Source organism: Elusimicrobiota bacterium (assembly GCA_016180815.1).
Classification (GTDB): Bacteria; Elusimicrobiota; Elusimicrobia; order JACQPE01; family JACQPE01; genus JACPAN01.
In genome coordinates, this window is sequence record JACPAN010000003.1 from 25,831 (window position 1) to 48,296 (window position 22,466).

The 22,466-nt window shown below is 52.7% G+C and carries 23 protein-coding genes and 2 tRNA genes; 12 read left to right on the forward strand and 13 right to left on the reverse strand.

What is annotated here, in order from left to right:
* Position 1: 1 nt before the first annotated feature.
* The 6 genes from HYT79_00750 to mgtE form a co-directional block, all read right to left on the reverse strand.
* Entirely contained in the window at positions 2–1,195 is a 1,194-nt protein-coding gene (locus HYT79_00750; protein ID MBI2069105.1) for a glycosyltransferase, read from the reverse strand.
* 7 nt (positions 1,196–1,202) lie between these two features.
* Positions 1,203–2,027: a nucleotidyl transferase AbiEii/AbiGii toxin family protein gene (locus HYT79_00755; GenBank protein ID MBI2069106.1), complete on the reverse strand. Its 825-nt coding sequence runs from the start codon at positions 2,025–2,027 to the stop codon at positions 1,203–1,205.
* A gap of 8 nt (positions 2,028–2,035) precedes the next feature.
* Positions 2,036–2,557: a hypothetical protein gene (locus tag HYT79_00760; GenBank protein ID MBI2069107.1), complete on the reverse strand. Its 522-nt coding sequence runs from the start codon at positions 2,555–2,557 to the stop codon at positions 2,036–2,038.
* 172 nt (positions 2,558–2,729) lie between these two features.
* Complete coding sequence (gene tsaE, locus HYT79_00765) at positions 2,730–3,194, reverse strand: tRNA (adenosine(37)-N6)-threonylcarbamoyltransferase complex ATPase subunit type 1 TsaE (protein ID MBI2069108.1); 465 nt, start codon at positions 3,192–3,194, stop codon at positions 2,730–2,732.
* A 4-nt stretch (positions 3,195–3,198) separates the two neighbouring features.
* Complete coding sequence (waaF, locus tag HYT79_00770) at positions 3,199–4,323, reverse strand: lipopolysaccharide heptosyltransferase II (GenBank protein ID MBI2069109.1); 1,125 nt, start codon at positions 4,321–4,323, stop codon at positions 3,199–3,201.
* Between the two features lie 32 nt (positions 4,324–4,355).
* Complete coding sequence (gene mgtE, locus HYT79_00775; protein MBI2069110.1) at positions 4,356–5,726, reverse strand: magnesium transporter; 1,371 nt, start codon at positions 5,724–5,726, stop codon at positions 4,356–4,358.
* Between the two features lie 38 nt (positions 5,727–5,764).
* Here mgtE and HYT79_00780 point away from each other — a divergent pair, with 38 nt between their 5' ends.
* Together HYT79_00780 and HYT79_00785 are read left to right on the forward strand one after the other, a co-directional pair.
* On the forward strand, positions 5,765–6,547 hold the full coding sequence (locus HYT79_00780) for a WecB/TagA/CpsF family glycosyltransferase (protein ID MBI2069111.1): 783 nt from the start codon (positions 5,765–5,767) through the stop codon (positions 6,545–6,547).
* 28 nt (positions 6,548–6,575) lie between these two features.
* The gene (locus HYT79_00785; protein ID MBI2069112.1) at positions 6,576–7,292 is read left to right on the forward strand and encodes a hypothetical protein; all 717 of its coding nucleotides are present in this window, start codon (positions 6,576–6,578) and stop codon (positions 7,290–7,292) included.
* Here the strand turns inward: HYT79_00785 and HYT79_00790 are convergent.
* Together HYT79_00790 and HYT79_00795 are read right to left on the reverse strand one after the other, a co-directional pair.
* Positions 7,289–9,292: a SpoIID/LytB domain-containing protein gene (locus tag HYT79_00790; protein MBI2069113.1), complete on the reverse strand. Its 2,004-nt coding sequence runs from the start codon at positions 9,290–9,292 to the stop codon at positions 7,289–7,291. The two genes, HYT79_00785 and HYT79_00790, sit on opposite strands and share 4 nt — an antisense overlap.
* A 27-nt stretch (positions 9,293–9,319) precedes the next feature.
* Complete coding sequence (locus HYT79_00795) at positions 9,320–10,774, reverse strand: hypothetical protein (GenBank protein MBI2069114.1); 1,455 nt, start codon at positions 10,772–10,774, stop codon at positions 9,320–9,322.
* A 9-nt stretch (positions 10,775–10,783) separates the two neighbouring features.
* Here HYT79_00795 and HYT79_00800 point away from each other — a divergent pair, with 9 nt between their 5' ends.
* Genes HYT79_00800 through HYT79_00810 form a run of 3 tightly spaced genes read left to right on the forward strand, consistent with a single transcriptional unit; the run spans position 10,784 to position 12,074 of the window.
* On the forward strand, positions 10,784–11,389 hold the full coding sequence (locus HYT79_00800; GenBank protein MBI2069115.1) for a hypothetical protein: 606 nt from the start codon (positions 10,784–10,786) through the stop codon (positions 11,387–11,389).
* Positions 11,390–11,398: 9 nt separating this feature from the next.
* A complete protein-coding gene (locus tag HYT79_00805; protein MBI2069116.1) occupies positions 11,399–11,779 on the forward strand; it encodes a type II toxin-antitoxin system RelE/ParE family toxin in 381 nt (126 codons plus the stop codon).
* Positions 11,772–12,074, forward strand: a complete 303-nt coding sequence (locus tag HYT79_00810) for a helix-turn-helix domain-containing protein (GenBank protein ID MBI2069117.1) — start codon at positions 11,772–11,774, stop codon at positions 12,072–12,074. Before HYT79_00805 ends, HYT79_00810 begins: the two co-directional genes overlap by 8 nt.
* A 730-nt stretch (positions 12,075–12,804) precedes the next feature.
* On the opposite strand, the gene HYT79_00815 is transcribed toward HYT79_00810, so the two are convergent.
* On the reverse strand, positions 12,805–14,007 hold the full coding sequence (locus tag HYT79_00815) for a hypothetical protein (protein ID MBI2069118.1): 1,203 nt from the start codon (positions 14,005–14,007) through the stop codon (positions 12,805–12,807).
* A gap of 90 nt (positions 14,008–14,097) precedes the next feature.
* On the opposite strand from HYT79_00815, the gene HYT79_00820 reads away from it, so the two are divergent.
* On the forward strand, positions 14,098–14,514 hold the full coding sequence (locus HYT79_00820) for a recombinase family protein (GenBank protein ID MBI2069119.1): 417 nt from the start codon (positions 14,098–14,100) through the stop codon (positions 14,512–14,514).
* 161 nt (positions 14,515–14,675) lie between these two features.
* Here HYT79_00820 and HYT79_00825 read toward each other — a convergent pair.
* Positions 14,676–14,747: transfer RNA gene (locus tag HYT79_00825), tRNA-Gln, on the reverse strand.
* 123 nt (positions 14,748–14,870) lie between these two features.
* On the opposite strand from HYT79_00825, the gene HYT79_00830 reads away from it, so the two are divergent.
* From HYT79_00830 to HYT79_00845, 4 genes are all read left to right on the forward strand, one after another.
* A complete protein-coding gene (locus HYT79_00830) occupies positions 14,871–15,197 on the forward strand; it encodes a hypothetical protein (GenBank protein ID MBI2069120.1) in 327 nt (108 codons plus the stop codon).
* Positions 15,198–15,259: 62 nt separating this feature from the next.
* Complete coding sequence (locus HYT79_00835) at positions 15,260–15,505, forward strand: YtxH domain-containing protein (GenBank protein MBI2069121.1); 246 nt, start codon at positions 15,260–15,262, stop codon at positions 15,503–15,505.
* Positions 15,506–15,563: 58 nt separating this feature from the next.
* Positions 15,564–16,067: a cyclic nucleotide-binding domain-containing protein gene (locus HYT79_00840; protein MBI2069122.1), complete on the forward strand. Its 504-nt coding sequence runs from the start codon at positions 15,564–15,566 to the stop codon at positions 16,065–16,067.
* 6 nt (positions 16,068–16,073) lie between these two features.
* Positions 16,074–17,078: an AI-2E family transporter gene (locus HYT79_00845; protein MBI2069123.1), complete on the forward strand. Its 1,005-nt coding sequence runs from the start codon at positions 16,074–16,076 to the stop codon at positions 17,076–17,078.
* Between the two features lie 50 nt (positions 17,079–17,128).
* Here HYT79_00845 and HYT79_00850 read toward each other — a convergent pair whose 3' ends face one another.
* The gene (locus HYT79_00850) at positions 17,129–18,313 is read right to left on the reverse strand and encodes a DNA recombination protein RmuC (GenBank protein ID MBI2069124.1); all 1,185 of its coding nucleotides are present in this window, start codon (positions 18,311–18,313) and stop codon (positions 17,129–17,131) included.
* Positions 18,314–18,341: 28 nt separating this feature from the next.
* On the opposite strand from HYT79_00850, the gene HYT79_00855 reads away from it, so the two are divergent.
* Positions 18,342–19,703, forward strand: a complete 1,362-nt coding sequence (locus tag HYT79_00855; GenBank protein MBI2069125.1) for a tryptophanase — start codon at positions 18,342–18,344, stop codon at positions 19,701–19,703.
* Here HYT79_00855 and HYT79_00860 read toward each other — a convergent pair.
* Positions 19,675–21,387 (reverse strand): tetratricopeptide repeat protein, encoded by a 1,713-nt coding sequence (locus tag HYT79_00860; protein ID MBI2069126.1) that lies wholly within the window; start codon positions 21,385–21,387, stop codon positions 19,675–19,677. The two genes, HYT79_00855 and HYT79_00860, sit on opposite strands and share 29 nt — an antisense overlap.
* Positions 21,388–21,425: 38 nt before the next feature.
* A tRNA-Met gene (locus HYT79_00865) sits at positions 21,426–21,497 on the reverse strand.
* A gap of 66 nt (positions 21,498–21,563) precedes the next feature.
* On the opposite strand from HYT79_00865, the gene HYT79_00870 reads away from it, so the two are divergent.
* Positions 21,564–22,466 (forward strand): glycosyltransferase family 2 protein, encoded by a 903-nt coding sequence (locus HYT79_00870; protein ID MBI2069127.1) that lies wholly within the window; start codon positions 21,564–21,566, stop codon positions 22,464–22,466.

Sequence of the window (22,466 nt, forward strand, 5' to 3'; positions counted from 1 at the left end):
ATTATAGCACCTGGTGGTAAAGCAGGGTAGTTGTCGTAAACATCTGTTTAATGGAAAAGAATTTTTCAGCCCGTTGCCTGGCCGTTTGTCCAAATTTTGTTTTCAGCATTTCATTAGTGATGATTTTTTCTATAGCCTTGTTTAGAGATTCAGCGTCGATGAATGGAATTGTTAGGCCTGATTGACTATCTAAACTAGCTTCTGATACCCCGGTCGGCAAATTGGTGTTGATCACCGGTTTTCCGCAGGCCATGGCTTCCAGTTGCACCAGGCCGAAGGCTTCGTTATTGGTTATGGAGGGTAGGACGAAGACGTCGCAGGCATGGTAATAGGGAACCAGGTTTTGGCCTTTCAGGGCTCCCAGGAAGGATACTTTGCCGTTTAAACCCAATTTTTTTGCTTGTTGTTCAAGTCTGGCCCTGAGCGGGCCTTCGCCGATAATAAGCAGTTTGGCTTCGGATTCGAGCATGCTCATGGCTTCTAAAAGGTATTTAAGGCCCTTGTAGGGCACCAGGCGGCCCACAAAGAGCAGAATGGGCTTATTGCCGTGGGTTTTGCGTATGGTTTCGGCTTTGCTCACAACCTCCGGCGTTGCGGCAAAATCTTCGATTTTAATGCCCAGGTAAATAACCGAGCATTTGTCTTTGAAATCGCGCAATGAGGGCGAGTTCTTGAGCAGATTATTGGATGTGACGATAATGCGGTCGGTTTGTTTTAGGAACCAGCGGGTCCAGGGAGCAAGCAGGAGGGCGGCTAGTTTTTGGCGGACAATGTCGGAGTGCCAGGTAGCGACCAATTTAAAATTTGATATTTGAGATTTCAGATTAAAAACACGGAGGAGCCAGTAAGAGAAGACAGCGAGGGGGAAGGGGAGGTGAAAGTGGACGATATCAGCTTCTTTGGACAGTTTTTTGAGCCAGAAGGGGAAAGCCGGGCTGATGGGCATGGACCAGAGGCGGCCGAGGCTGGGGGCTTTGTAAACGGGAATACCGCCGATCATTTCAAATTTGAGATTTGAGATTTCAAATAAAGAAGAAAAAGAAGGGCGTTCATCGCAGCAGAGAACTTTGACGCCGAAGTCATCAGCGAAATCCTTAGCCAGGCCTTCGGCTAAGTCCTGAACGTGCTTTTCCACGCCGCCGATCCAGGGGTGATAGAGTTTGGTGACGAGGAGGAGTTTTGGTTTTTGAGGCATGGAGGGTTTATGCTGAATTAATGACGTCGATATTATCAGCCAGCCGCATTAAGCTTTCTTTGGAAAAAACATCGAGTTCGGCAACATCCTCCAGGAAGGGCCGCAGGTCTCTTTTGACGATTTCAATATCCAGGCCTGCGATACGGTGTTTGAGGCGTTCCGCCAGCCAGGCGGGGTTGGCCTCAACCTGCACTTCTGTCGCCTGGCGGTACCCCGCGGCCAAGTGTTTGCCGTTGACCGGAGTTTTGCGCGTTCGGTACCAGATAAAATCGTACCAATCTCTCCCCTTTGTGTATTTACGCAGCAGAAGCGCGCACAGCTTGCCGGAGAACAGCGAGGGCAGATCATGCTGGAGAATATTGAATAGAAATTTTCGTTGAACAGGAGTGACGATCGCTTTGGCATGAAGGGGGGGATTTGAGTCCGCCTCCACTTTGACCGCTAAAATTTGATTTTTGGGCACAGCCGGATCCAGGCGCCACCAGAGGTCGGAGAATCTCAAAAAACTCGACCGCACGGCGCCGATAGTTTTTGTTTTGGCGGTTACGGAAAAGCCGAGTTGCTCGAGAGTCTTGGGCAGGGAGTCGCCATAGTTTTCAAAAGAAACCTTTTGTTCTTTGCCCGGAGCTGCGGAAAAGTCGAGATCTTCGGAAAATCGCTTCAGATCGTAGAGGATTCTAAGCGCCGTACCTCCCATAAAAGCGAAGTCCGAAAAAAACCCTGCTTGCGAGAGAATCCGTAGGGTAAGGTACTGAAGTTCTTCGCGCAAAGCCCGTAAGCGGCGAGCAGGGTTTTTTTCTCGTTGAAGTTCCTCGATGATCTGATCTTTCATCAAAATACTCAGGAAGTCATCTTTAGCGCGCGGGATAATGCCGCTGCGGCGACGGCAATTTTTTTGGATTCGAATCGCCCGGCTGTTTCCATCAATTTTTTTCGGGAAAGCGATTCCGTGTTTTGAAGGCGAAGGATATCAATGTAATCTCCGGGGTCGGCAACCTTGCGGTCATCCAGGTAAATCCAATCAAGAAGCGCTTTTTCCGGCCGGGCTAAATAGGTGATTGACCCTTGGCCTTCAAGCCGGTCGAAACCGAAGAATCTTTTTGGTGTTACATGGCAATAGCTGAAGCGGCCCAGGGAGTTGACAAAACGCATGGTTTTTCGCGTGGTTATTGATGTCCATTCGGCGACTCGTTCCGGGATCAATTCATAGTGGCTTAAAGCCGATTCCAACGAGAGATAAGAAGGGAAATAAAGTAAGGAGGCGGCGGCTTCGCCGCTGAGCGGTTGAGCGGACATTTGCGGGGGCAGCGCATAAAGTCCTCTTCTAAGCCGCATAAGTTTTTCTTTTTTGACCCAAAGCATTAATAAATTAGACAAAGTTCGGCTGTTTCCCGGGATCGCATTGATAACAGTGGAGTCAATAATAGGAAAGGGTTTAGCGTAGTTCACGAAGTCTTCGTAGCGCATAAATTATATTTCTGTTATTCACATTATATAGTGAATATTAGAAATATAAAAGTATCAATTCCGTTAATTATACTTTTGATATAAGTAGTGGAAACGTTTTAATGTGGATGACGCGCCGGTTGTTTGTTCGGCCGGGATGAAACGACAGGGTAAGGGTTTTGGCGGGGATGGGCCAGGCGGGGGGTAGTTTTTCCGCCCATTCAATGGCCACGATGTTCTTAGGGTTTTCCAGGTATTCGGATAGACCGATGCCTTCAAGGTCCGGGGCTTTATCTAGGCGGTAAAGATCAGCATGGACTAAATTGGCTTTTGCGCCTTGGTATTCCTGAATCAGAACAAAGCTGGGGCTTTTAACCGGGCGTTTGACGCCCATGGCCTTGGCCAGGCCACGGACAAAAACGGTTTTACCGGAGCCCAAATTGCCGGAGAGTAGGATTAAGCGTATATTTTTTGTCATGCAAATATCGAGAATTTTTTTGGCCAAGGCCATGGTTTTTTGTTCGGAGCGGGAAGTAAATCGGCGGGGGGGCATTTGATTAACGTTGCGTTGAGATTGGATCTCGGGCGCTGAGGATTTCGCGGACGGCTTGGGAAACTTCATTCACGCTCAGGGTTTTTAAGCAATCATGGGTTTGTGTCCAGCAAATGAATTCATTGCTTTTAAAGCGAGAGCGGTCGTAAACAGTATCGGGCGTGTAGCAGGGGCTGCAACTTACTTGTTTCCATAGCTGGCGGTGATTAGGGCCCGGCGGGGCCACGAGATTGGGGGATGACGGCCCGAACAGCATCAAGGTCGGCGTGCCTAGGGCTGCGGCCAGATAAAGAGGCCCGGAATCGCCGCCGATAACCAGGCGGCAGTTTTTCAAAAGGCCCAATAGCTCGGTGATGGTGGTTTGACCGGCTAGGTTAAAAACGGAATTTCCGGTGGGATCAGTTGCGTTTTTTAGCCATGAGCAGAGTTCATGATCGGATTGATTGCCGAGAAGAAGAATTTGAGGGGGCAATTGTTTGATCAGCTCCGCATATTTTTCTTTTTCCCAGCGTTTGATTTTCATGGATGTGCCCGGGTTCTGCCCGCCGCCGGGGAATATGGCGATGGGACGCAGGGAAAGATCAAGGCCTGCCTGCTCAGCGATTTTTTGAGCTGACGCTTGCTCATCGCCTTTAAGATCGAGGGAGTATTCTTGTCCGGTTGACGGGATGTTTAAAGCCTGGGCAATGGCCAAATAGCGTTGTGTTTCATGGATTTGCGGGTTAAATAGGACAGGATGGTTCAGGAATAGGTTGATTCCGCTTTTAAAGCCTGCGCGCAGGGGGATTCGGCTAAAAAACGCCAGCGCGCCAAATACCGGGGAGCGGTGCCCGATAAAAGCCAAATCATAACGTCGCCGGGACAATTCTCGGGCCAAGCGCAGAAACGAGAACAGGCCTTCGGCCCAGGAAATCGTTTTATACGGCTCATCCCACAGGATGACTTCGTTAATGCCCGGGACGCGCTGGGCGATGTTTTGAACCCAGGAGGCGCAGAGAAAATCCATTTGAGCCTGGGGAAAACGCATTTTTAATGCGCGCAATGCCGGGGTCATTTGGACAATATCGCCAATGCAACAGAGTTTGACGATTAAAATGCGACGGATGTTTTTGGGGTCAGATATGGACATTTGGCAGGGACAATGGTGTCTGTCACTATTTTTTAACGCAGAAAAAGACTGGCTACAAAAAGATACGTGCCGACGCTGATTAAATCAGTCAACGTGGTGACCAGAGGGCCGGTAGCTGTGGCCGGATCGATTTTAAAGCGGTTTAAAACAAAGGGCCAAAGCCCGCCCAACATGGCTGCGATGGTCATGGAAGTCAGCATGCCTAAGGCTACAGTCAGGGGAAACAGGCCGCCCAGTCGGTTTCCATATAAGGCAAAAGCCAGAAGGCCGCCCAAAACAGCATAGGTTAAGCCCAGGCTCAGCCCGACAAATCCTTCCCTGGAAACCGAGCGGCGAAAATCCGTGGCTTTCCATTCGCCGGTGGCCAAAGCCCGGACCGCGATGGTGGATGATTGCGTGCCGATATTGCCGCCCATGGCCGCGATAAAGGGCATAAAGCTCGCCAACGCGATGAATTTGGACAAAGTGTCTTCGAATGATTTGACCACATGGGCCACGACGAATTGTCCGCCGCAGGTGATGATGAGCCAGGGCATGCGCAAAAGCGCCACTTGCCAGATTTTCATGCGCGTTAACTCGTCGGCCTGGGTACCGGCCATTTTTGCGATGTCTTCCGTGGCTTCCTGCTGCACCACGTTTAAAACATCATCGATGACCACGGTTCCTAAAAGTTTGTTGTCACGATCGACAACCGGGATGCTTTTTAAATTGTATTTGGTAAACATTTTGGCGACTTCTTCTTGATCGGTTTCAGGCTGCACCCTGAGAAGCCCGGCGGGCCACATGATGTCGCCGATTTTACTGTCCTGCGGCGCGGCGATCAACGTGCGCAGGGAAAGAATGCCGAGCAAATGATTGTCCTTGTCCGACACATACAGCGTGTAGAGCTCGCCCACGTTTTTTAACCTGGCCGTGGCTTGCAGGCGCTCCAGCGTCAGGTTGGCTTTCCAATTGGGATCAACGCAAAAGTATTCATGCTGCATGAGGGCCCCGGTCGAGCCGGCCGGCCAAGGAGCGCGATCCGGCGAATGGGCGGGGAGGCGTTGCTTTCTGGCTTGCGCCTGAAGCTGTCTGTAAAAGCGTTCGCCGCGCGAGCCGAAAAGCCGCAGCTGCTCTTCCAGGGCGATGGAATTGATCCATTTCGTGGTGTCCGCGCCCCGGGTGTTATGCAGAAGAAATTCTTGTTCTTTGGTGTCTAATTCTTCAAAGAGTTGAAGGGCCCGGTTTGAGGTCAAGATTTTAAAAAGAAGAACTTTTTCCTCATCGGCGAATTCATGCCAGCCCTCGGCCAATTCAAAGGGGGAGATTTCGCTTAAAACTTTTTTGAGCGTCCAATAATCCTTGCTGTGAAGATAAGACTTGATTTCCGGGACAAAAAGGGTATAAAGTTTGAGGCTGTCCATGATTGAGCAAATTCTAGCGTTTTTCGAGAATCGGGCCAATGTCCGTTAGAACAGCGCTTGTTGAGAACAACATTTTGTCCGTGCGTCCGCTTCGATTGGATCGCTGCGAATCGACGAAGTTTTTTTATGGGCGAATGAATGAAGCGCGTGATTTGCTGATTGAATGGGCTCAGGGACCGCGTCCGCGTTTTCATGCGTCGCTCAACGCCAACGCGCTTTATTGGGCGCATCATGACGCCTTGTTTCGGCAGGCCTTGCGCGAAGCGGATTTAGTTACGCCGGACGGAGATTCGATTTTATTGATGGGGAAGCGGCTGGGTTTTCCCGTCGCGCAAAAAATTGCGGGCATCGAACTGGCGGAGAGCCTGCTGTCTGTTTGCCGATTCCGCCGATGGGGGGTTTGTTTTGTCGGACGCAGGGCGCCTGCGCTTGAGCGGCTTCGGCACATCGTTCGTCAGCGTTACCCGGGCTTGCCTGTTTTGATCGAACAATGGCGCGATGGAGCGGGTTTTGCGGAGCAATTAGGGGAGCGCATTCGCGGGGAAAATATCCGTATTTTATTGGCGGGTTTGCCCATGCCCCAGCAGGAAATTTGGCTTTGGCGTCACCGGCATATTCTGGGCGCGCCCTTAAGCATGGGGATTGGGGGCGCTTTTGAGGTTTGGGCCGGGCTTCGCCGGCGCGCGCCTTTGGCCTGGCGACAAAGGAAACTGGAGTGGCTGCACCGGTTTTTGCAGGAGCCTTGGCGCCGATTTGGGCCCATGTATCGGGCCACGTTTTGGCTCGGCGCTCAATTGTTGAGCCGGCGCATGGTAAAATAAAACCAATTCGCGCCATGAGGAGGTTTCCGTGAAATTCCACCGAATTTCTATCGCAACAGTTTTTATTCTTGCCAGCACTCGTTTGCCCATTGCCGCCCAAACCACCATCTATAATTTCAATGACGGCCGCGGGCCTGTGCCTGCTCATCAGCATTCCAACGGCGGCGGCTGGGTGGAGGATACAACCTTGGTGGCTCCAACAGCATATGTGGGTACGGGAGCTGTGGTTTACGGACGGGCTTGGGTTTGGGGTCATGCCAGGATTTTTGGTTTGGCCCGAGTTTTTGGGGATGCTAAAGTTTCCAATCATGCCGCTGTTTTTGGAAACGCCCAGGTCTCAAGCGCTGCTTGGGTTCATGAAAATGCACAGGTTGCAGGCGAGGCGGCAGTCGGCGGCATGAGCATGGTTGCTGGCAATGCCATGATTTTGGAACATGCCTGGATTAGCGGCGAGGCGCAGGTTTATGATCAGGCTGCCGTTAGTGGTCAGGCGCAGGTTTCAGGAAAGGCTCAGGTTGCTGGCGGGGCTACGGTTTATGGGCAAGCGGTGATTTCCGGAAACGCTTTGGTGTTTGGCGATGCCCAGGTTTATGATAACGGCCATGTCACAGGCCAGGCCCAGGCCGGCGGGCACAGCCGCGTGCGCGGCTCGGGTCATGCCACCGGAACTGCGCTCTTAGATGGGTGCTTTGTGCTCAATAGCGGCGCCGTTAATATAGGCGTGCATGCCGCGCCTTGTCCTTAACGCCCCCATTTAAGCGTTTCCAGCCGGACATCCGCGTAGTAGTGCCTTAAAATCTTTTCGTAATTGTAGTTTTCCGTTTCCGCCAAATTGGCGGCTCCGCCCTGGCATAAACCCACGCCGTGGCCCCAGCCTCCGCCGAACAAATAAATCTCTTGAGGCCGTCCTTTTTTGTCGCGGCGCATATCCATGGCGAGCATGGTGCTTCGCACCAGGCCCATCGCCAAGACGCGCCGGATTTCATGCTCTTTGCGTATCGTCAGCGCGCCGTCGGTGCCGATAAAGCGAAGATTATGCAGGTAGCCGGCCGGGCCGCGTTTTAACTGGAGAATATTTTTAAGCCGGCCGATTTTTTGAATGCGGTTGAGGCGTTCCTCGAGCTCGCTGGAATTAATCACCCAAAGCCATCGAAAAGATAAGGGATGGACATGGTCCGAGATCTCGCAAAAAGCCTCGGGCAGGCTTTTAAGCCATAAATCAGTCGCCCACGGGGACTGAGGCGGCTCTGAGCGCGTGTCGGCCACGGCCTGCAAATAAGGTTCCCCAAGCCAGTCCGGTATATCCGCGGCCGTCTGGGTGTGGCCGCCGCAATTGGCGTGAAAAAGCGCGTGAATGACGCGGCCTTTATGCGTCAAAATAATGCCCCGCGTTTGATTGACCGCGCGGCGTTCGCCGGGGCGTTCGCCGGAGAGACCCACGTAAACTTGGCAGTGCTGTCCGTCGCAAAGATCATAGGGTTGATTGGGGTGCGCGGTTTCGGTTTCATGGCGATAAAGCGCATTGCTCCGGGCGATCACGGCTTGGGCTTTTAAGGTCTCTTGAGGGATGCCCGGAGGCATTTCTCCGGGCAAAACGCTGTAGAGGTATTCTTCGAGGATAATGTCATTGACCACAATCACGCCCGCTTTTTCATCGGGGGTCAATTCGATGCGCCCGCGGTATTGCCTGTCTTGCGACCCGGCCCAGGCAAAACCGTGCCCGTAGGAAACGTTGTGAATCAGGATGGGGAAAATGGATTTGTCGGTTTCGATGATGATTGTTTTGGCAAACGGCCCCAGCTTGCGGCCATCGGGCTTAATGACGGTGAGCGAGCCTTCCGGCGTTGAAGCGCGCACTTGCCAGATTTGGCCGCTTTGGCCTTCGGCGATTAATCGTCCGCCGTCTTTTCGATACATGCGGAAAGGCCCTTTAGCGCGAAACATAATGCCCGAATTCGTCAGAGAATTTCCGCCCGAAGAAGTCCCAAGACCGATGCGCAGGCGCGGGGTTATATAGCGTTGATGGGCCAGCGGGATGCGGCGTTCCTGATCGGGATTTTCGTCCCGGCCGTTGGGTTTTTCCGGGGTTGCCTCTCGCGCGCCGTTGGAACGGATCAGGGAAGCTTGAGGACGATGCCCGGTTCGGATATTCAGCTCGCTCGTGACGCGCTCCAGCGGGCGTTTAGCCTCAAGATAAGTGTAGTCGAGCTTGGCGAGGGAGCGATAGAGTTGCTTGGCCCGGTTCCAATTTTTTTCGTTTTCGTAAAGCCTGCCCAGTTCGAAATAAGCCGGCAGAAAATAAGAGGCCCGTTTATTTAAGGATTCCAGAATCATTTTGGCTTCGCGGATTTTCCCTTGCTCAAGCCGGCCCAGACCCAAAGTGAATTGAGCCAAGGTGCTCGAGGATAATCGAAGCGCATATTCGGCTTCGTTTTGAGCGGCCTGGCTTTTCCCTCTCAGCCAGTAAGACCAAGCCAATTGTTCGGCCACCCTGGGGTCGCGGGGGTTCAGGCGCCGGGCTTTTTTCAATAAAGCCAGGGCCTTTTTGTGCAACCCTTGGTCCCGGTAGATGACGGCAAGATTTTTATAGGCCTCGGCCCGAAGCGCCGGATTTTTTGAAGCCGAGTAATAAGCGCGCTCCGCGTCGTCTAAACGGCCTTGATAATAAAGGGAATGCGCCTCTTCGAGGCCGTTGCCATGAGCGTCAACGCATGAAAACCAAGCGAGCAGCGCGAATAGAATCATGAGTTCATCAGTATTTTACCTTCAGGTTTATTGGGCGCAGCGCGGGTCGTTACCCTCGGCGCAAAGGCCAAGGCCTCCGGAGCCGATTTCTTTGAAACTTGATAGAACTTTATTTTCAGCGATCAGTTTAACAATGTCTTCGTGGTTTGAATCCTGGACAATAACCCAGGATTGTCCTGGGGCCGAGTGCCGGCCAAAGAGCGTCACCGCATGGCTGCCGCCCACGCCATATCGGGCCCAGGATGAGGGATCGATGGAAATTTGTATCGGATGGCCGGCATCTAAAGCATCCATGGCCTCGGACCAGCCGGCATTGGTGGGTTCATAATAGGCGGTGTCAAAACCGCGCTCTTTCAAAATTTCGATTAATTTAAGCAAACTCAATCCAGATTCTCCCTGAAGCATGAGATTGGGGTATTGCGCGGTGATGCCGGGATAGAGCTCTTCCATGCGTTCACGCGCGCGCCTGGTGCGGATATCAAAAAGATTGTCTTCAACGATGCGGCAAGCCTCGCTTGTGGAATCATCGGCGCAGTTATTTTCCTCGTACAGTTCCACGAACGGAGCTTCCTCTTCGGCGATGGGATTGACCCGGGCCGGATCGCAGCGAGTGGCGTGCGACTCGGCGTCTTCATGACAGAATTCAGCTTCCCAAAGGCCCGCGCGATAAGCTTGAATTAACAGAGTATCCGGGTTGAAATTGCACTCAAAGCCCGGACCTTGTTCGGGGCAAGTGCTGGTAATATTAGGATTGCGGTGCGGGCTTACACAATAGTGGGCCATGAGATTAAAACCGGAATATAGAGCGCAGGTGTCGCCGCGTTGTTGTCCGGCCGTGCAGGTGAAAGCGCTGCCTAAATAAAGATGCGCGAAGCCTCCTTCGTTAACCCAAAGCTCATTGTCTTTGCCTTTGGCAAAATGAGCGGCATCCGACCACCATAATTTTTGAAGCGCTTGACGGCAGGCAGTCGAGCCATGAGCGCCGACGCAGGCCGTGGGCAGCAGACAAGCCGGGACAATGGATGGGCCGGCGGCGCCTGAGGCGCTGCCGGCGATTTTGGTTTGGATGGCGGGCATGGACCTGGGGATGATGCGGCTGGCGATCCGTTCTACGGGCTCGATTAATCGGTTGTAGCGACTGTTGGGCCTGCAGGCGCCCGGCGTTGCCGGCGCCTCACAGAAAATTTCACCTTCAGCCCGGCGCTCAAGAAGCGGGGCTAGAGCCGCAGTCAGGGCCTCACAATCCCCCCCGGAGCACAGACCGAGCGACAATTGAGCGTGGGCGTATTGCCCCAATTTTCTTAGGTATGTTCCCTTGCAGTCATCGTTGATATCTGCATCAAAGAGCACGCTTCTTAAAATCCGATTGACCGGCGCTTGATTGATGGACACGGCAATGTCTTGTTCGCATGTTCCGGCGGAAACCGGCGCTGTTTTAAGGCAGAGGGGCCATGCCAGACCCATGATGACGAAGAAGCGCATAATCATAGTTTGAGGGTAAGACGGCGTAAAGTCAATCAGAGCTTAAAAGATCCAAGGATTCTGCCCGAGTCCAACGGTAATCGAACATCCCTGGATCAAATCAGGGCGGTTTTGGGAGAAATAACGAATAAAAGCGACTTTTGGTGCATGGAGGATGAGGCAGAATTCGGCGCGGTCAACGGCAAGAACGGCAAAAAGAGGATACTGGCCTCCGATGAAGCCCAAGCCGCCAAGAATCGTCAGCGCCGCTATCGGGAGCCGCGGCCGCTACGGATTCAGGTTCTCCTAAAGCAGGCCTGCCGTTTCAATGGCCGCTTAGACGGCACCCCCGGTTTGACCCGAAACGCCTTGGCCAAAGAAATCGGGATCAATCCCTCTTACCTGACCCGCATTCTTAACCTTCTCAATCTGGCTCCGAAAATCCAGCGGCGCATCGTAGCCATGCCGCCTTCCGCAAAACAGGGACCGATCACGGAATGCCGTATAAAACATTTAGCCAGGATTCAAAATCATAACCTTCAGATCAAAGAGTTTGAGCGCCTCCTAAGCTTAAACGGAGACCGCCCGCAAGTCCTCTCAAAACGGGCCATTGACAATACAGCCTATATGCTGTAAGCTATGTCAATGGAGGCACATGGAAAACCTTACCGGATTGAATACTACGTTACGCCAGAGGGCGAAAGTTTGGTTGATGAGTTTTTTGAGGGAATCAATGAAACGCACCAAGGCAAAATTCTCAGGTGGTTTGGCTACCTCAAGGAACAGGGGCCAAATCTGCCAAGACCTTATGCCGATGTCCTGGAGGGCAAAATACGGGAACTCAGAATTGCCATTAGCCATCATCAGTACCGCTTTCTCTATTTCTTTCATGGGAAGACCATTGTGATTACCCACGGATTCTTAAAAAAGACGGATAAGGTGCCTCAAACAGAAATCGAGCGGGCCAAGCGCTACATGGCCGACTGGATTCACTGCTGGAGCCACAAACAAGGGGGTGATGAATAACGTGAAAAGAGTCTTTAAGGGCCGGCGCTTTTTTGATGAGCATCTCAAAGAAGCCCTCAAAAACCCCAAAGTCAATAAGGCGTACGACGAAGCCGATCTCCCCATTCGCTTGGCTATCGAGATTGCGAGGCTAAGAGAGAAAAAAGGGCTAACTCAACAGGAACTTGCTAAAAAGATTGGGACCAAACAGCAAGTGGTTTCCCGCATCGAGAAACTAGGGGAAAATTTCACCATAGGAACGCTTCAAAGAATCGCCCACGCTTTGGATGCCCATTTATTTGTCTCGATGAGATAACTTCGGATCGAGTCATTTTCGGAATTCCTGACTCAGTCTTCCCACTCCTTTTTTGTCCAGGCCAGCAGCCGAATATCTGACGGAAAAGTTCAGCTTCCTCAGTGCGTATAAATGTCCCAACGGGCTATTTTTGTTACAGATGATATGGCATCGACGGCGTAATTGTTCAGCTTAAGTTGAACTGAATTGCCTCCTGCCACCCTCCCAAAAAAGGCCCCAGCTTTTCCAGCCCCGCGCCTTATTCGAAGTCGCAGTTCGTAGAGAAAAACCATCTTGATCCCTCGATAGTATGGCTCGAGATTGTAAAGGCTATCGGCATCCCGCCATGTTGAGGGCCGAATGATACCAACGTATCGCTCGACTGATGTCCTCTTGAAGTCTTTGTCGATTTGGCTATGAAGGCGGCTCGGCAGCAGCTTCTTAAGAAAGGGGAGCAGTCGGAAATGTGGGTCCATCTCGATTTCTTCCCGGTGACTCTCTAAGAACACGGCGAAGCACCGCCGTTTCAAGCCGTGAAGTTTCGGAGCGTATGCTCGTCTGAGGAAGTTCGTGCGTGAATACTTTGTGTGGCGCCTGAATACGGCCGCCAGATTCTTGCCGTCGCCGAGGTCATATCTTGAAACTCTAAAAAAAGGACCCCACGATCCCGAACCGAACGCGATGAATTGGGGATTGCCATAGAAGGCTTCCAGAGTTTGCGCCGTGAATTGGGATAAGCCGGGCACGGCCTTCACTCGTACTTCGTGACGGGCAACACGGTGCACCTACAGCCAATATGCAGCGGTGTCTTTGGGTAGTTCTGCTTCGAGAACTTCTTTGCGGCCACGCGTTTGCAATGGCTACAAGTGCGGTCATCGCCGATGGCTGACAACTCCCAGCCGCGAATGAAGGAGGAGGCATCGGAAAATCCGCTGATGTGGGCCAGGGAATATTTCCCCATCGAATAGGTGTGCTCGATCAGGCTTGCGATTTCCCCAGCGTATTCCCAGGCTTTGGCCACCTTTGTCAGTTCGATGCTTGCAAACTCAGGTGGCAGTGGTTGGAGTTTGAACAATTCTCGGAACGCAATGACCTCGCCAAGACGCTTGGTCAGGTCAGGAGCCTTGGCAAGGACCTCTATGGCCTTGGCTTTCCGCTTAAACTCCGATTGAGAGAGCGGAGCAGCAAGGCGATTCAGGTCTTTTAGGGAAAGAACTTCTAAAATGGAGTCTGTGGGAATTTGCTCGCCGCGGAGTGCCAGTCCCGATGCAGCTAGGGCTTCAAACTCTTTGCGATCCCTGTGCTCGGCGGGCATAACCCATACCTTATCCAACTTCGTCGCGCATCGCATGTAGACCTGAATGTTATCGTAGCCGTACTTATCGATGAGCTGATCATCCAGCGCGGCATCTTCTGGCTCGCTTTCAAACAGGATCTCAACACCACTGTGGGGAACCACCTCCAGCGTACTCGCGGCCTGCTGGCGGAATTCGAACAGTAGGTCTTCTTTATCCTTGCCGGAAGCTGTTTGCCATTCTGGAGATGCCTTTTTCAGTTCTTCGATCTTCTGAAGATAGGCCGGCCGAAATTTATTCGTGTATTCGTCGATCTCCTTGCAACGGAGATTCGAGCGCGCGACAATACGTTCCAACTCGAGCCTGTGCCTATAGGGATTCTGTCCGCCGTCATCTGCAAGCAGATCTTTAATCTTGCCGGCCGTTTCCCTTTCGATCCCCTGCAGTGTCAAGGGGAAGGTGCTTTGGGGATTGATGATCCAGCCACCATCGGATGTCTGGGTAACTGGACCTGTATTTACCTTGCCCCCGTCCGAGCCTCCCGATTCCACTCGAATTTCAAGTGACGGCTTAGGACGACGCTTGGCATTGTCCGAGGCGGCAACAGCAACTGCTATCACAAAGAGAGCGACCACGATCAGAAGAATAAGCAGTGCCACGGCTACACCCAGTAACAGGAACCTTGCATGGCTCCAGGGAAAGAAGGTACCACCTCTGGCTCGGCCTTAGGCCGGGCAATGGAGGTACCTATGGAAAATTGGAGAAAGTATCTTGATCCTGAAGACATGACACCCGAAGAGAGACTGGAACGCGTTATCGAGCTGTTGGCAACGGCAGTCGCGAGGATGATAAGGGGCGAGGGAAAAGAGGAAACGAAACCGCCCACTTTAATCTCTCCCTCTCAACCTGAGATTGCCAATGCGCCGTCCGCAAAAGGGCGCGTTCCTTTTGGGCAAGAGATGGGTAAGATGGGCCGGGTGTTCAATCAGGCTGAGCTTGTTTGGATTAAACGAATCCAGGAACTGGCCGCGCAAGGTTGGTCGTCTGAAAAAATTGCCAAACAGTTGAACAAAGAGGATCATGAGAGTAATCGCGCTGGCAGGTGGTCCAGGACGGCAGTTTGGCGGATTTTGAAAAAACTTAAACAAAAAGGCGTTGCAGAATAGTTTTGTAACGTCCGCCCTTTTTGGCCTTGCCCAAATGACATTCTTGCTTTTGGCTTCAATGTTCTAACGCGCTCCTTTTTTCCCATTTCTCGAGGGAGTTTCTATTACCGTTAAACTTGCTCATTCGAAATCCGTTACAAATCAGCATCTTTCGAAAAAATCTGCGGGGGCAGGAGTCGAACCTGCACTAGACGCTTCAAAGGCGCCTGTGACTACCATTACACCACCCCGCAACGATTGGGAAGTTTGTTGAGAACTTGCCGTTTGGCCCGGTCATGCGACTTGGGCCATTTTGTCAAAAGATTGTATCAAGACATGAACCCCTTGCAATCATTGATGGAGAGCTATACACTCTAATGATGCCGATATGGGTATTTGTTTTTTGCGCAATCGTTGTGACTGCGGCCGTGGTCGCGGGCGTCGTGTATTTGATCCGGACCTTGCGGCAGGTGGAGCGCTCCGCGCGGGCCATGGAGCAAATCCTGCTGCACGCGGATGAGACGGTTATTCGCGTCAATGACTCGTCGAGAACGTTCGCCGATTGGGTGCATCAGTTAGATAGCGGCTTGGGCAAGGCGGTTCCTTTTATCGCGGGACTGGCCTGGGCCTTCAAGAAATTTTCGAAAGAGGGCAACGGAACCGAGGAGCGGGAGACGAAGGCGAAAAGCGGCAAAGGCGACTGACGCCCGTGATCCGCCTGGCGTTCGTGCGGATTAAATGACGGGTAAGCAAGGGGAGGTGGGCTATGAGCGAGCGAAGCAGCGGAGAACTGTTTCTCGCCTTTTTGTTGGGCGGTATTGTGGGCGGAGCCATGGGCGTGATGCTGGCGCCGGCGGCCGGAAAAAAAACGAGGCGAGATCTGGCCGGTTGGATTAAGCGTTGGCTGGAAGAAGGCGCGGACCTTTATGAAGACGGCCGGGACACCATTCTTGAAAAAGCAAGAAGAATGAGCCCTGCCGGGCAATCCCCTAAGAAGGCTTACGAGGAATAGCATAAGATCGGTAAATCGCGGGCAATATGGATCGGTTGTTGCCTTAAGCGGGTGTTGAGTGCGGTTAATTAAGGGTTTTTTAAAAAGTTATTTGCTGGATCCGGAATTGATCCGCCGCCGCGAGGCGTTGGAGAAAATTCCGATTTTCCGCAGTTTGACATCCAATCAACTGACTCGCGTGCTGACCATGCTTTACCATAGAAATTACCAGGAGGGGGAAGTGATTTTTAAAGAGGGGGATATCGGGCGCGCCCTTTTCATTATCGGTTCGGGAAAGGTGGGTCTTTATCGAAAGGATAAAAAAGGCCATGAACAAGAATTGGCTGTCTTGGAGCCCGGAGATTTTTTCGGGGAGATGGCTTTACTTGAAGAGATGCCGCGTTCAGCCAGGGCCGTGGCCGTGGAGCCTTCAAGTTTGTTTTTTCTTTATAAAAGCAGCCTCGATGGTTTCATCGTGCAGCGCCCGGATATCGGCGCTTCGATTTTATCGGCTTTGGCCAAGCTGCTTTCCGCGCGGTTGAGAAATATCTCATCGCAGATCGCCAAAGCTGATCTTAAATAACGAACAGTGCAATCGGTATTAACGCCGTTTCTGCTTGCGCTCTTGGCCGCTTATTTAGTCAATCCTTTAATCGCCATGTTTGAACATAAGGGCGTCCGGCGGCGCGTGGTGGTCGTGGCGTTTTATGCGTGCGTCGGATTGGCGGTGGGCATTTTGGCCGCGGCGCTGATTCCGCAGGCGGCCGTTGAAATCGAGGAATTGCAAACCCATTGGCCGGAGAAGGCCGCGGGTTTGAAAAAAATGAGCGACAATGCCCTTGATTATGCGCTTAAGCGCTGGCCGGCGGCCCGCGAAGTGGTTCCTATGATCGAAGAAAAGGCGCAGGCCTTCGCGGCGCATACCGCCGAATCCTTGCCGAACGTGGCTTCCGGGCTTCTTGGGTTTTTCTCTTTGCTTTTCCTCGTGCCGTTTATCGCGTTCTTTTTTCTTTCAGACGGGCCGCATATTCTTGAGAAAGTCCTGGCCGCCTGCCCCGGCCGCCATGTGGAGAAGGCGCTGCATGTGTTTTGCGCGATCAGCGAATCCATCGGCAATTATTTGAGGGCGATTTTCATCGAGGCCTCGATTATCGGGGCTTTGGCGACCGTCGGCCTTTATGTCTTGGGCATGGATTACGCGTTGACGTTGGGGGTATTGACGGGCATCAGCGGGTTGATTCCTTACATCGGACCTATTATTGTGGGCGCCTTGGCCGCGGCTTTGACCGCGATTCAGTTTGAGTCTTTGGGCCCGGCGTTAAACGTGATTTTGCTGTTCGCCGGGTTGCGGTTTTTTGACGACTGGTTCATTCAGCCTTATATTATGGCCCGGGCCGTTCATCTGCATCCTGCGCTGCTCATTTTCGCGTTGATGTTCGGAGGGCATTTTTTCGGGCTGTTGGGGTTGATTCTGGCGGCCCCGGCGGCCTGCGTGTTAAGGGTGGTGTTCGGGGCCTTGGTTGAGTGGTATTTGACGGAATCAGGCTTAAAAAAATCGCCCAGCATTATTCACGAAGAAATCGTGATTGTTTAAGAAGGGACGCGACGCGCGCGGGCTTCGTTGCGGATTTTTTTGAGGTGTTCTTAGTTTTTGCCGTCGCTTAACGGTAGGGCGGCCGGGGTCTCGCCGGTCAGGCGCGTAACGGAGCTCGTATAGCGGCTTAAATTGGTCTGGGCCGTATCAAAGGCTTCCTGAGCTTTTCTGAGGCGTTCGCCCACCTCATCGAATCGGTTTTCGAAATGTTCAAAATGGTTCCGCGCCTTTCGGATATCTTCGATGGTTTGCTGGACCCCCTGGGCCATTTCATAGTAATCGTGGGCAATGGCGATGCTTTTGAGCGTCACGGCCAAGGTGTTGGGGGAAACCGGGAAAACTTTAAGTTTGGAGAGCTGTTCCCAAAGTTTGATATTTCTGATTACTTCAAAATACAGGGTCTCGCTCGGCAAGAACATCAAGGCCATGTCCATGGATCCTTCCTCAGGATGCACGTATTTGTCGTGAATCTGTTTGGCTTGTTCCTTGACCACACGGGCCAATTCCTGTCGCGCTGATTCGATTTGGGCCGGATCATTGGATTCGAAGAGCGGCAGAACCTGCTCCCTGGGGAATTTGCTGTCGATGGGCAGATAGGATTTGGGGAATTTGACGATGGCATCGGGACGCCGGTCGCCGGTGGCGCCTGTTTGAACTTCATAGGTCCCGGCCGGCAGAAAATCAGCCAGCAGGCTCTCCAAGGTCATTTCCCCGAAGCTCCCGCGCAAATGCGGCAGTTTCAAGAGGGAATTCAGTTCGTTGATCGATGTTCCGACCGTATTTAAATTTTGCAGTTGCAGCTCGGCTTTGCGCAGATGCTCCACGACTTTTTCCGATTGCTGATGCCCGTCCTGAATGGTTTTATCGAGTTTTTCCTGGACCAGATCGCCGATGGCCAGCAGGCGGCGATCGACTTTTTCTCGGATTTCTTCAAGGCGTTTTTCCATGCCGTCGGCCATTTTCAAGAGCCGGGCTTCCTGGTCCTGGCGGCCGCGATCCAGTTGAGTATTTAAGCGTTCCGATATTTTTTGAAATTCATCCGCGAATTTTTCGGCGACAAGCTGTTTGGTTTCCCCGGAAGCCTGGACGATGCGTCCGGCCATATCGCTTTGAAGCTTGACGAGCCCGTCTTGAAGAGGGGCGATATCGGCGCGTTCCTGTTTTCTTAAAAAAAGCGCGATGGAAACGCCCAAGGCCAGTAAAACTCCGACGAGGATGAGGATTTCAAGGGCCATAAAACAATTATGCGATAATTCTTGCCCGATGTCCGAGTGGAATTACCGAACTATTATCGAGCCCTTTAAAATCAAAATGGTGGAGCCCATCGCCTTTACCAACCGGGCTGAGCGGCAAAAATTGCTTGAAGGCGCGGGTTACAATTTGTTCCGCATCCCGGCGGATAAAGTCACCGTTGATTTATTGACGGATTCCGGAACCAGCGCCATGAGCGCGCTTCAGTGGTCGGCCCTGATGAAGGGGGATGAATCCTATGCCGGGGCCAGAAGCTTTTTTGTTTTCCAGGCGGTGGTCAAGCGGATTACGGGATTTGAGCATATCATCCCTACGCATCAGGGACGCGCGGCTGAGCGCATTTTATTTTCCGTCGCCGGCGGCAAGGGCAAAATCATTCCGGGCAACACTCATTTTGACACGACCCGCGCCAATATCGAGGCCACCGGAGCCCTGGCCGTGGATTTGCCCTGCGCCCAGGCCAAGGACGCGCAAAGCGAGTATCCGTTTAAAGGCAATATCGATTTGAAGGCGTTGGAGAAACTGTTGAAAACCAAGCGCCGGCGCATTCCCTTGGTGTTGATGACCTTGACCAATAACGCTTTGGGCGGGCAGCCGGTGTCCATGGATAATTTGCGCAGAGTCCGGGAATTAACCAAAAAATACGGCGTCCCTTTGTTTATTGATGCCGCGCGCTTTTCCGAGAATTCTTATTTCATCAAGACGCGGGAATCCGGCTGGGAGGGCACATCCGTGGAGGAAATCGCCAGGGGGATTTTTGCGTTGGCGGACGGCTGCTTGATGAGCGCCAAAAAAGACGCGTTCGCCAATATCGGCGGATTTTTGGCCTTAAACAACGAGGCCTGGGCCCAGCAATCCAGGAATTTGCTGATTTTAACCGAGGGCTTCCCGACCTATGGGGGCTTGGCTGGACGCGATTTGGAGGCCATGGCCCAGGGATTGCTGGAAGTCTTGGAAGAAGATTATTTAAAGTACCGCCTGCGTTCAACCGCTTATTTGGGCGAGGGCCTGATGAAGCTGGGCATTCCCATCATGCGTCCGGTGGGCGGCCATGCGGTTTATATTGACGCCCGGAAGTTTTTGCCGCATATCCCCAGGGATCAATTTCCCGGACAATCTTTGGTTGTCCAGCTTTACCTTGAGGCGGGCATACGCTCCTGCGAATTAGGCTCGCTGATGTTCGGCAAAGCCGCGAAAATGGAGCTGGTGCGCTTGGCCATCCCGCGCCGCGTCTATACTCAAAGCCATGTCGATTGGGTGATCGAGGTCTTCGACCGGATTCGGAGCAAGCGCAAACAATTCAGCGGCTACCGGATCGTTGTCGAGCCCAAAGAACTCAGGCATTTCACCGCGCAGTTGGCTCCCGCGGCTTAAATTGTCCGCTTTTAAGCGCTTCTAGAACCTGTTTGGCCTGATCAAGATGAGGATTAATGCCGACGGCCGTTTCCAAATAAACGATCGCTCTCTTGTAGTTCTTGCGATAAATTTCGATGCCGGCCAAGGACAAATGGGAATGATAAAACTGCGGGGCCATGGCAATGGCTTTTTTGAATTCTTCTTCGGCTAAGGCGATTTCTCCCAGGCTTGAGTAGGCGTTGGCCAGGTTGTGATGGGTTTCCGGATGGGCGTCATTTAAGCGAACGGCTTCTTTATAGTACTCGATGGCCCTGCGTTCATCGCCTTTCTCCGAGACGGCCATGGCCAGATTGTTCCAAAGTTTGGCTGTTTCGGGTTCATAGCGCAGGCAATAGCTGAAATAAGTTTCCGAGTTCCGCCAAAAACGGTTTCGGTAAATCGTGGCCGCGCTCAGGACCGGGATGGCGCTGAGGGTTAAGGCCATCAACGTAGTTTTGGCGCGCGGCCAAGCGACGGTTGCGGCCGCCAAGGCGATGAACATGCCGAGGGAGGGGAAATAAAACCAGTGTTCCCAAAACAGCGCGTTGATTTTGGCGAGCAGATTGCTCATGGGCGCGTAGGCTGCGAAAAACCAGAATACGCCGAAGCTGATCCTGGGTTCTTTGTTGACGGCCCATGCGGCCAGGATCAAGAGGGCGCCCAGGCCGGCGGCCGATGCCAGCACCGGAGCGGACAACAACGACGCAAACACCGGCCAATTGCGCTCAGGGTGAAGCCCTATCGGCAAAATTAGAATTTTCAGGCCGTGGGCAAGAACGGTCATCAGCGTATAGAAACGATAAATCAAATTTTCCGTAAAAACATTGGAAGTTCCCTGATAAAAATTTAGGGTGTCGGCGAAATTAAACACGGTCAGGCGCAACAGCATGTACAAGCCGGCTAACGCCCAAAAGGGAAGGTGAAAAGAAAGCGCTTTAGCAATCGTCAAGGCTTCGGCTCGGTTTAGCCGCGCCAACGTCCAGTGCAGCCCCAAAATCAAAGCCGGCAACACAATGGCGCTTTCTTTCGACAGCAAAGCCCCGGCAAAGGCCCCCAAGGCGCAGAACCAAAAAAGCCGCGGGCGCTGCTGCTGCCGGTCCAGGGAGCGGGCGAACGCCCATAGCGAAGCCAAAAGCCAGGCTCCATGCAGGGGCGTGGCCGTGCCGTTGGCCATGGCAATGTCTTCCACTTGGATGGGATGCGCAACCCACAACAGCGCCATGCCCGCGATTTGCCAAAGCTTGAGTTCCGGGAAAAGGTCCTTGAGGAGAAGGAAGAGAAACAAACCCGAAGCCGCATGGCAGAGAATATTCAAGAAATGAAACGGCCAGGGGGTGATGCCGGCGGTGTGGGCGATGATCCCGTAAAGGCCCATTTGCACGGGGCGGTAATGATTGGTCATTTGCCCGAACCCGGCTTTGACGTTTTCAGTGAGCAGATTAGGGAAAAAACGCCAATCGCTCAAATAAACATTTTTGACGAACATGTGTTCGTCATCGCCGTAGATAAATTGATGGCCTAATGTATTGGCGTAAAGAATGAAGGCAGCCAGGATGATGCACAGAGCATAGGGCAAGGGAAAAGCGGGGGAGATCGGGGACGCAGGAGGGGGCGGGGCTGTCGGTTGAACGGGAGCTAAATGCCGGTGTTTCTTTTTTGACAACTGTTCTCCCTTCCCATTTCCCGATTGACGAGCGCATTTGGCGACGGAAGGAATCGAACCTTCGACATAGCGCTTATGAGACGCTCGCTCTACCACTGAGCTACGTCGCCTCTCGTGTAATTTTAACAGTTTGCCCCGGTCCCCTATAGAGGCTCGGCGATTGATAGAATTTCCCAATGCCGCCTAAAGTCGCCGTCATCGTTTTAAACTACAACGGCTCCCAGGACACCATCGATTGCCTGGAATCATTGAAAAAATCGGATTATCCGGACTTCGAAATTCTGATCGTGGATAATGCTTCGATTGATGATTCCCGGGCAACCCTGTCATCATGGGCGGCGGCCCAACCCTTCGGCGCTCCGGCCGCTGTTTTACTTGAGTCCACCGCGAACAAGGGCTATGCCGGGGGCAATAATATCGGGATTCGCCGGGCCCTTGAGCGCGGAGCGGATTATGTGTGGGTTTTAAACAATGATACGGTCGTCGAAGGCAATACGCTGAGCGCGCTGGTCGCCGCGGCGCAAGAAAATCCTGCGATCGGTTTGGCCGGGGCCGCGCTTTATCATCACGATCAGCCCAAAAAACCCCAGGCCTTGGGCGGGGGCTTTATCAATCCATGGTTTGGAACCAGCCGCCATGAAACCAAAACCGGCGGCAAGCAATTGGATTACATCAACGGCGCTTCGATTTTGGCCCGCGCATCCATGATCCGGCAAATCGGCTTGCTGGATGAGCGGTTTTTTATTTATTGGGAGGATGCGGATTGGTCGCTGCGGGCAAGGCAGGCCGGATGGGCCTTGGCCTGGGTTCCCCAAGCGCGCGTCCGGCACAAAGTCGGCCGCACCGTGAATCGGGGCAATTTATTGGCCGACTATCATCATGCTTTGAGCGGGTTGCTGTTTTTCGACAAGCACGCCGGGCAGTTTTTTCCTTGGACACGCACGGCCTTTTTAACGGGCAAGCTGGCCAAGCGGCTTTTGTCGGCGCGATGGGATGCGTTGGAAGTCGTTTTATCGGCGGCTAGATTATTAAGAAGCGATGCGCTGCAAACGGCGGATCAAAATTTTGTTAAAAGCTGA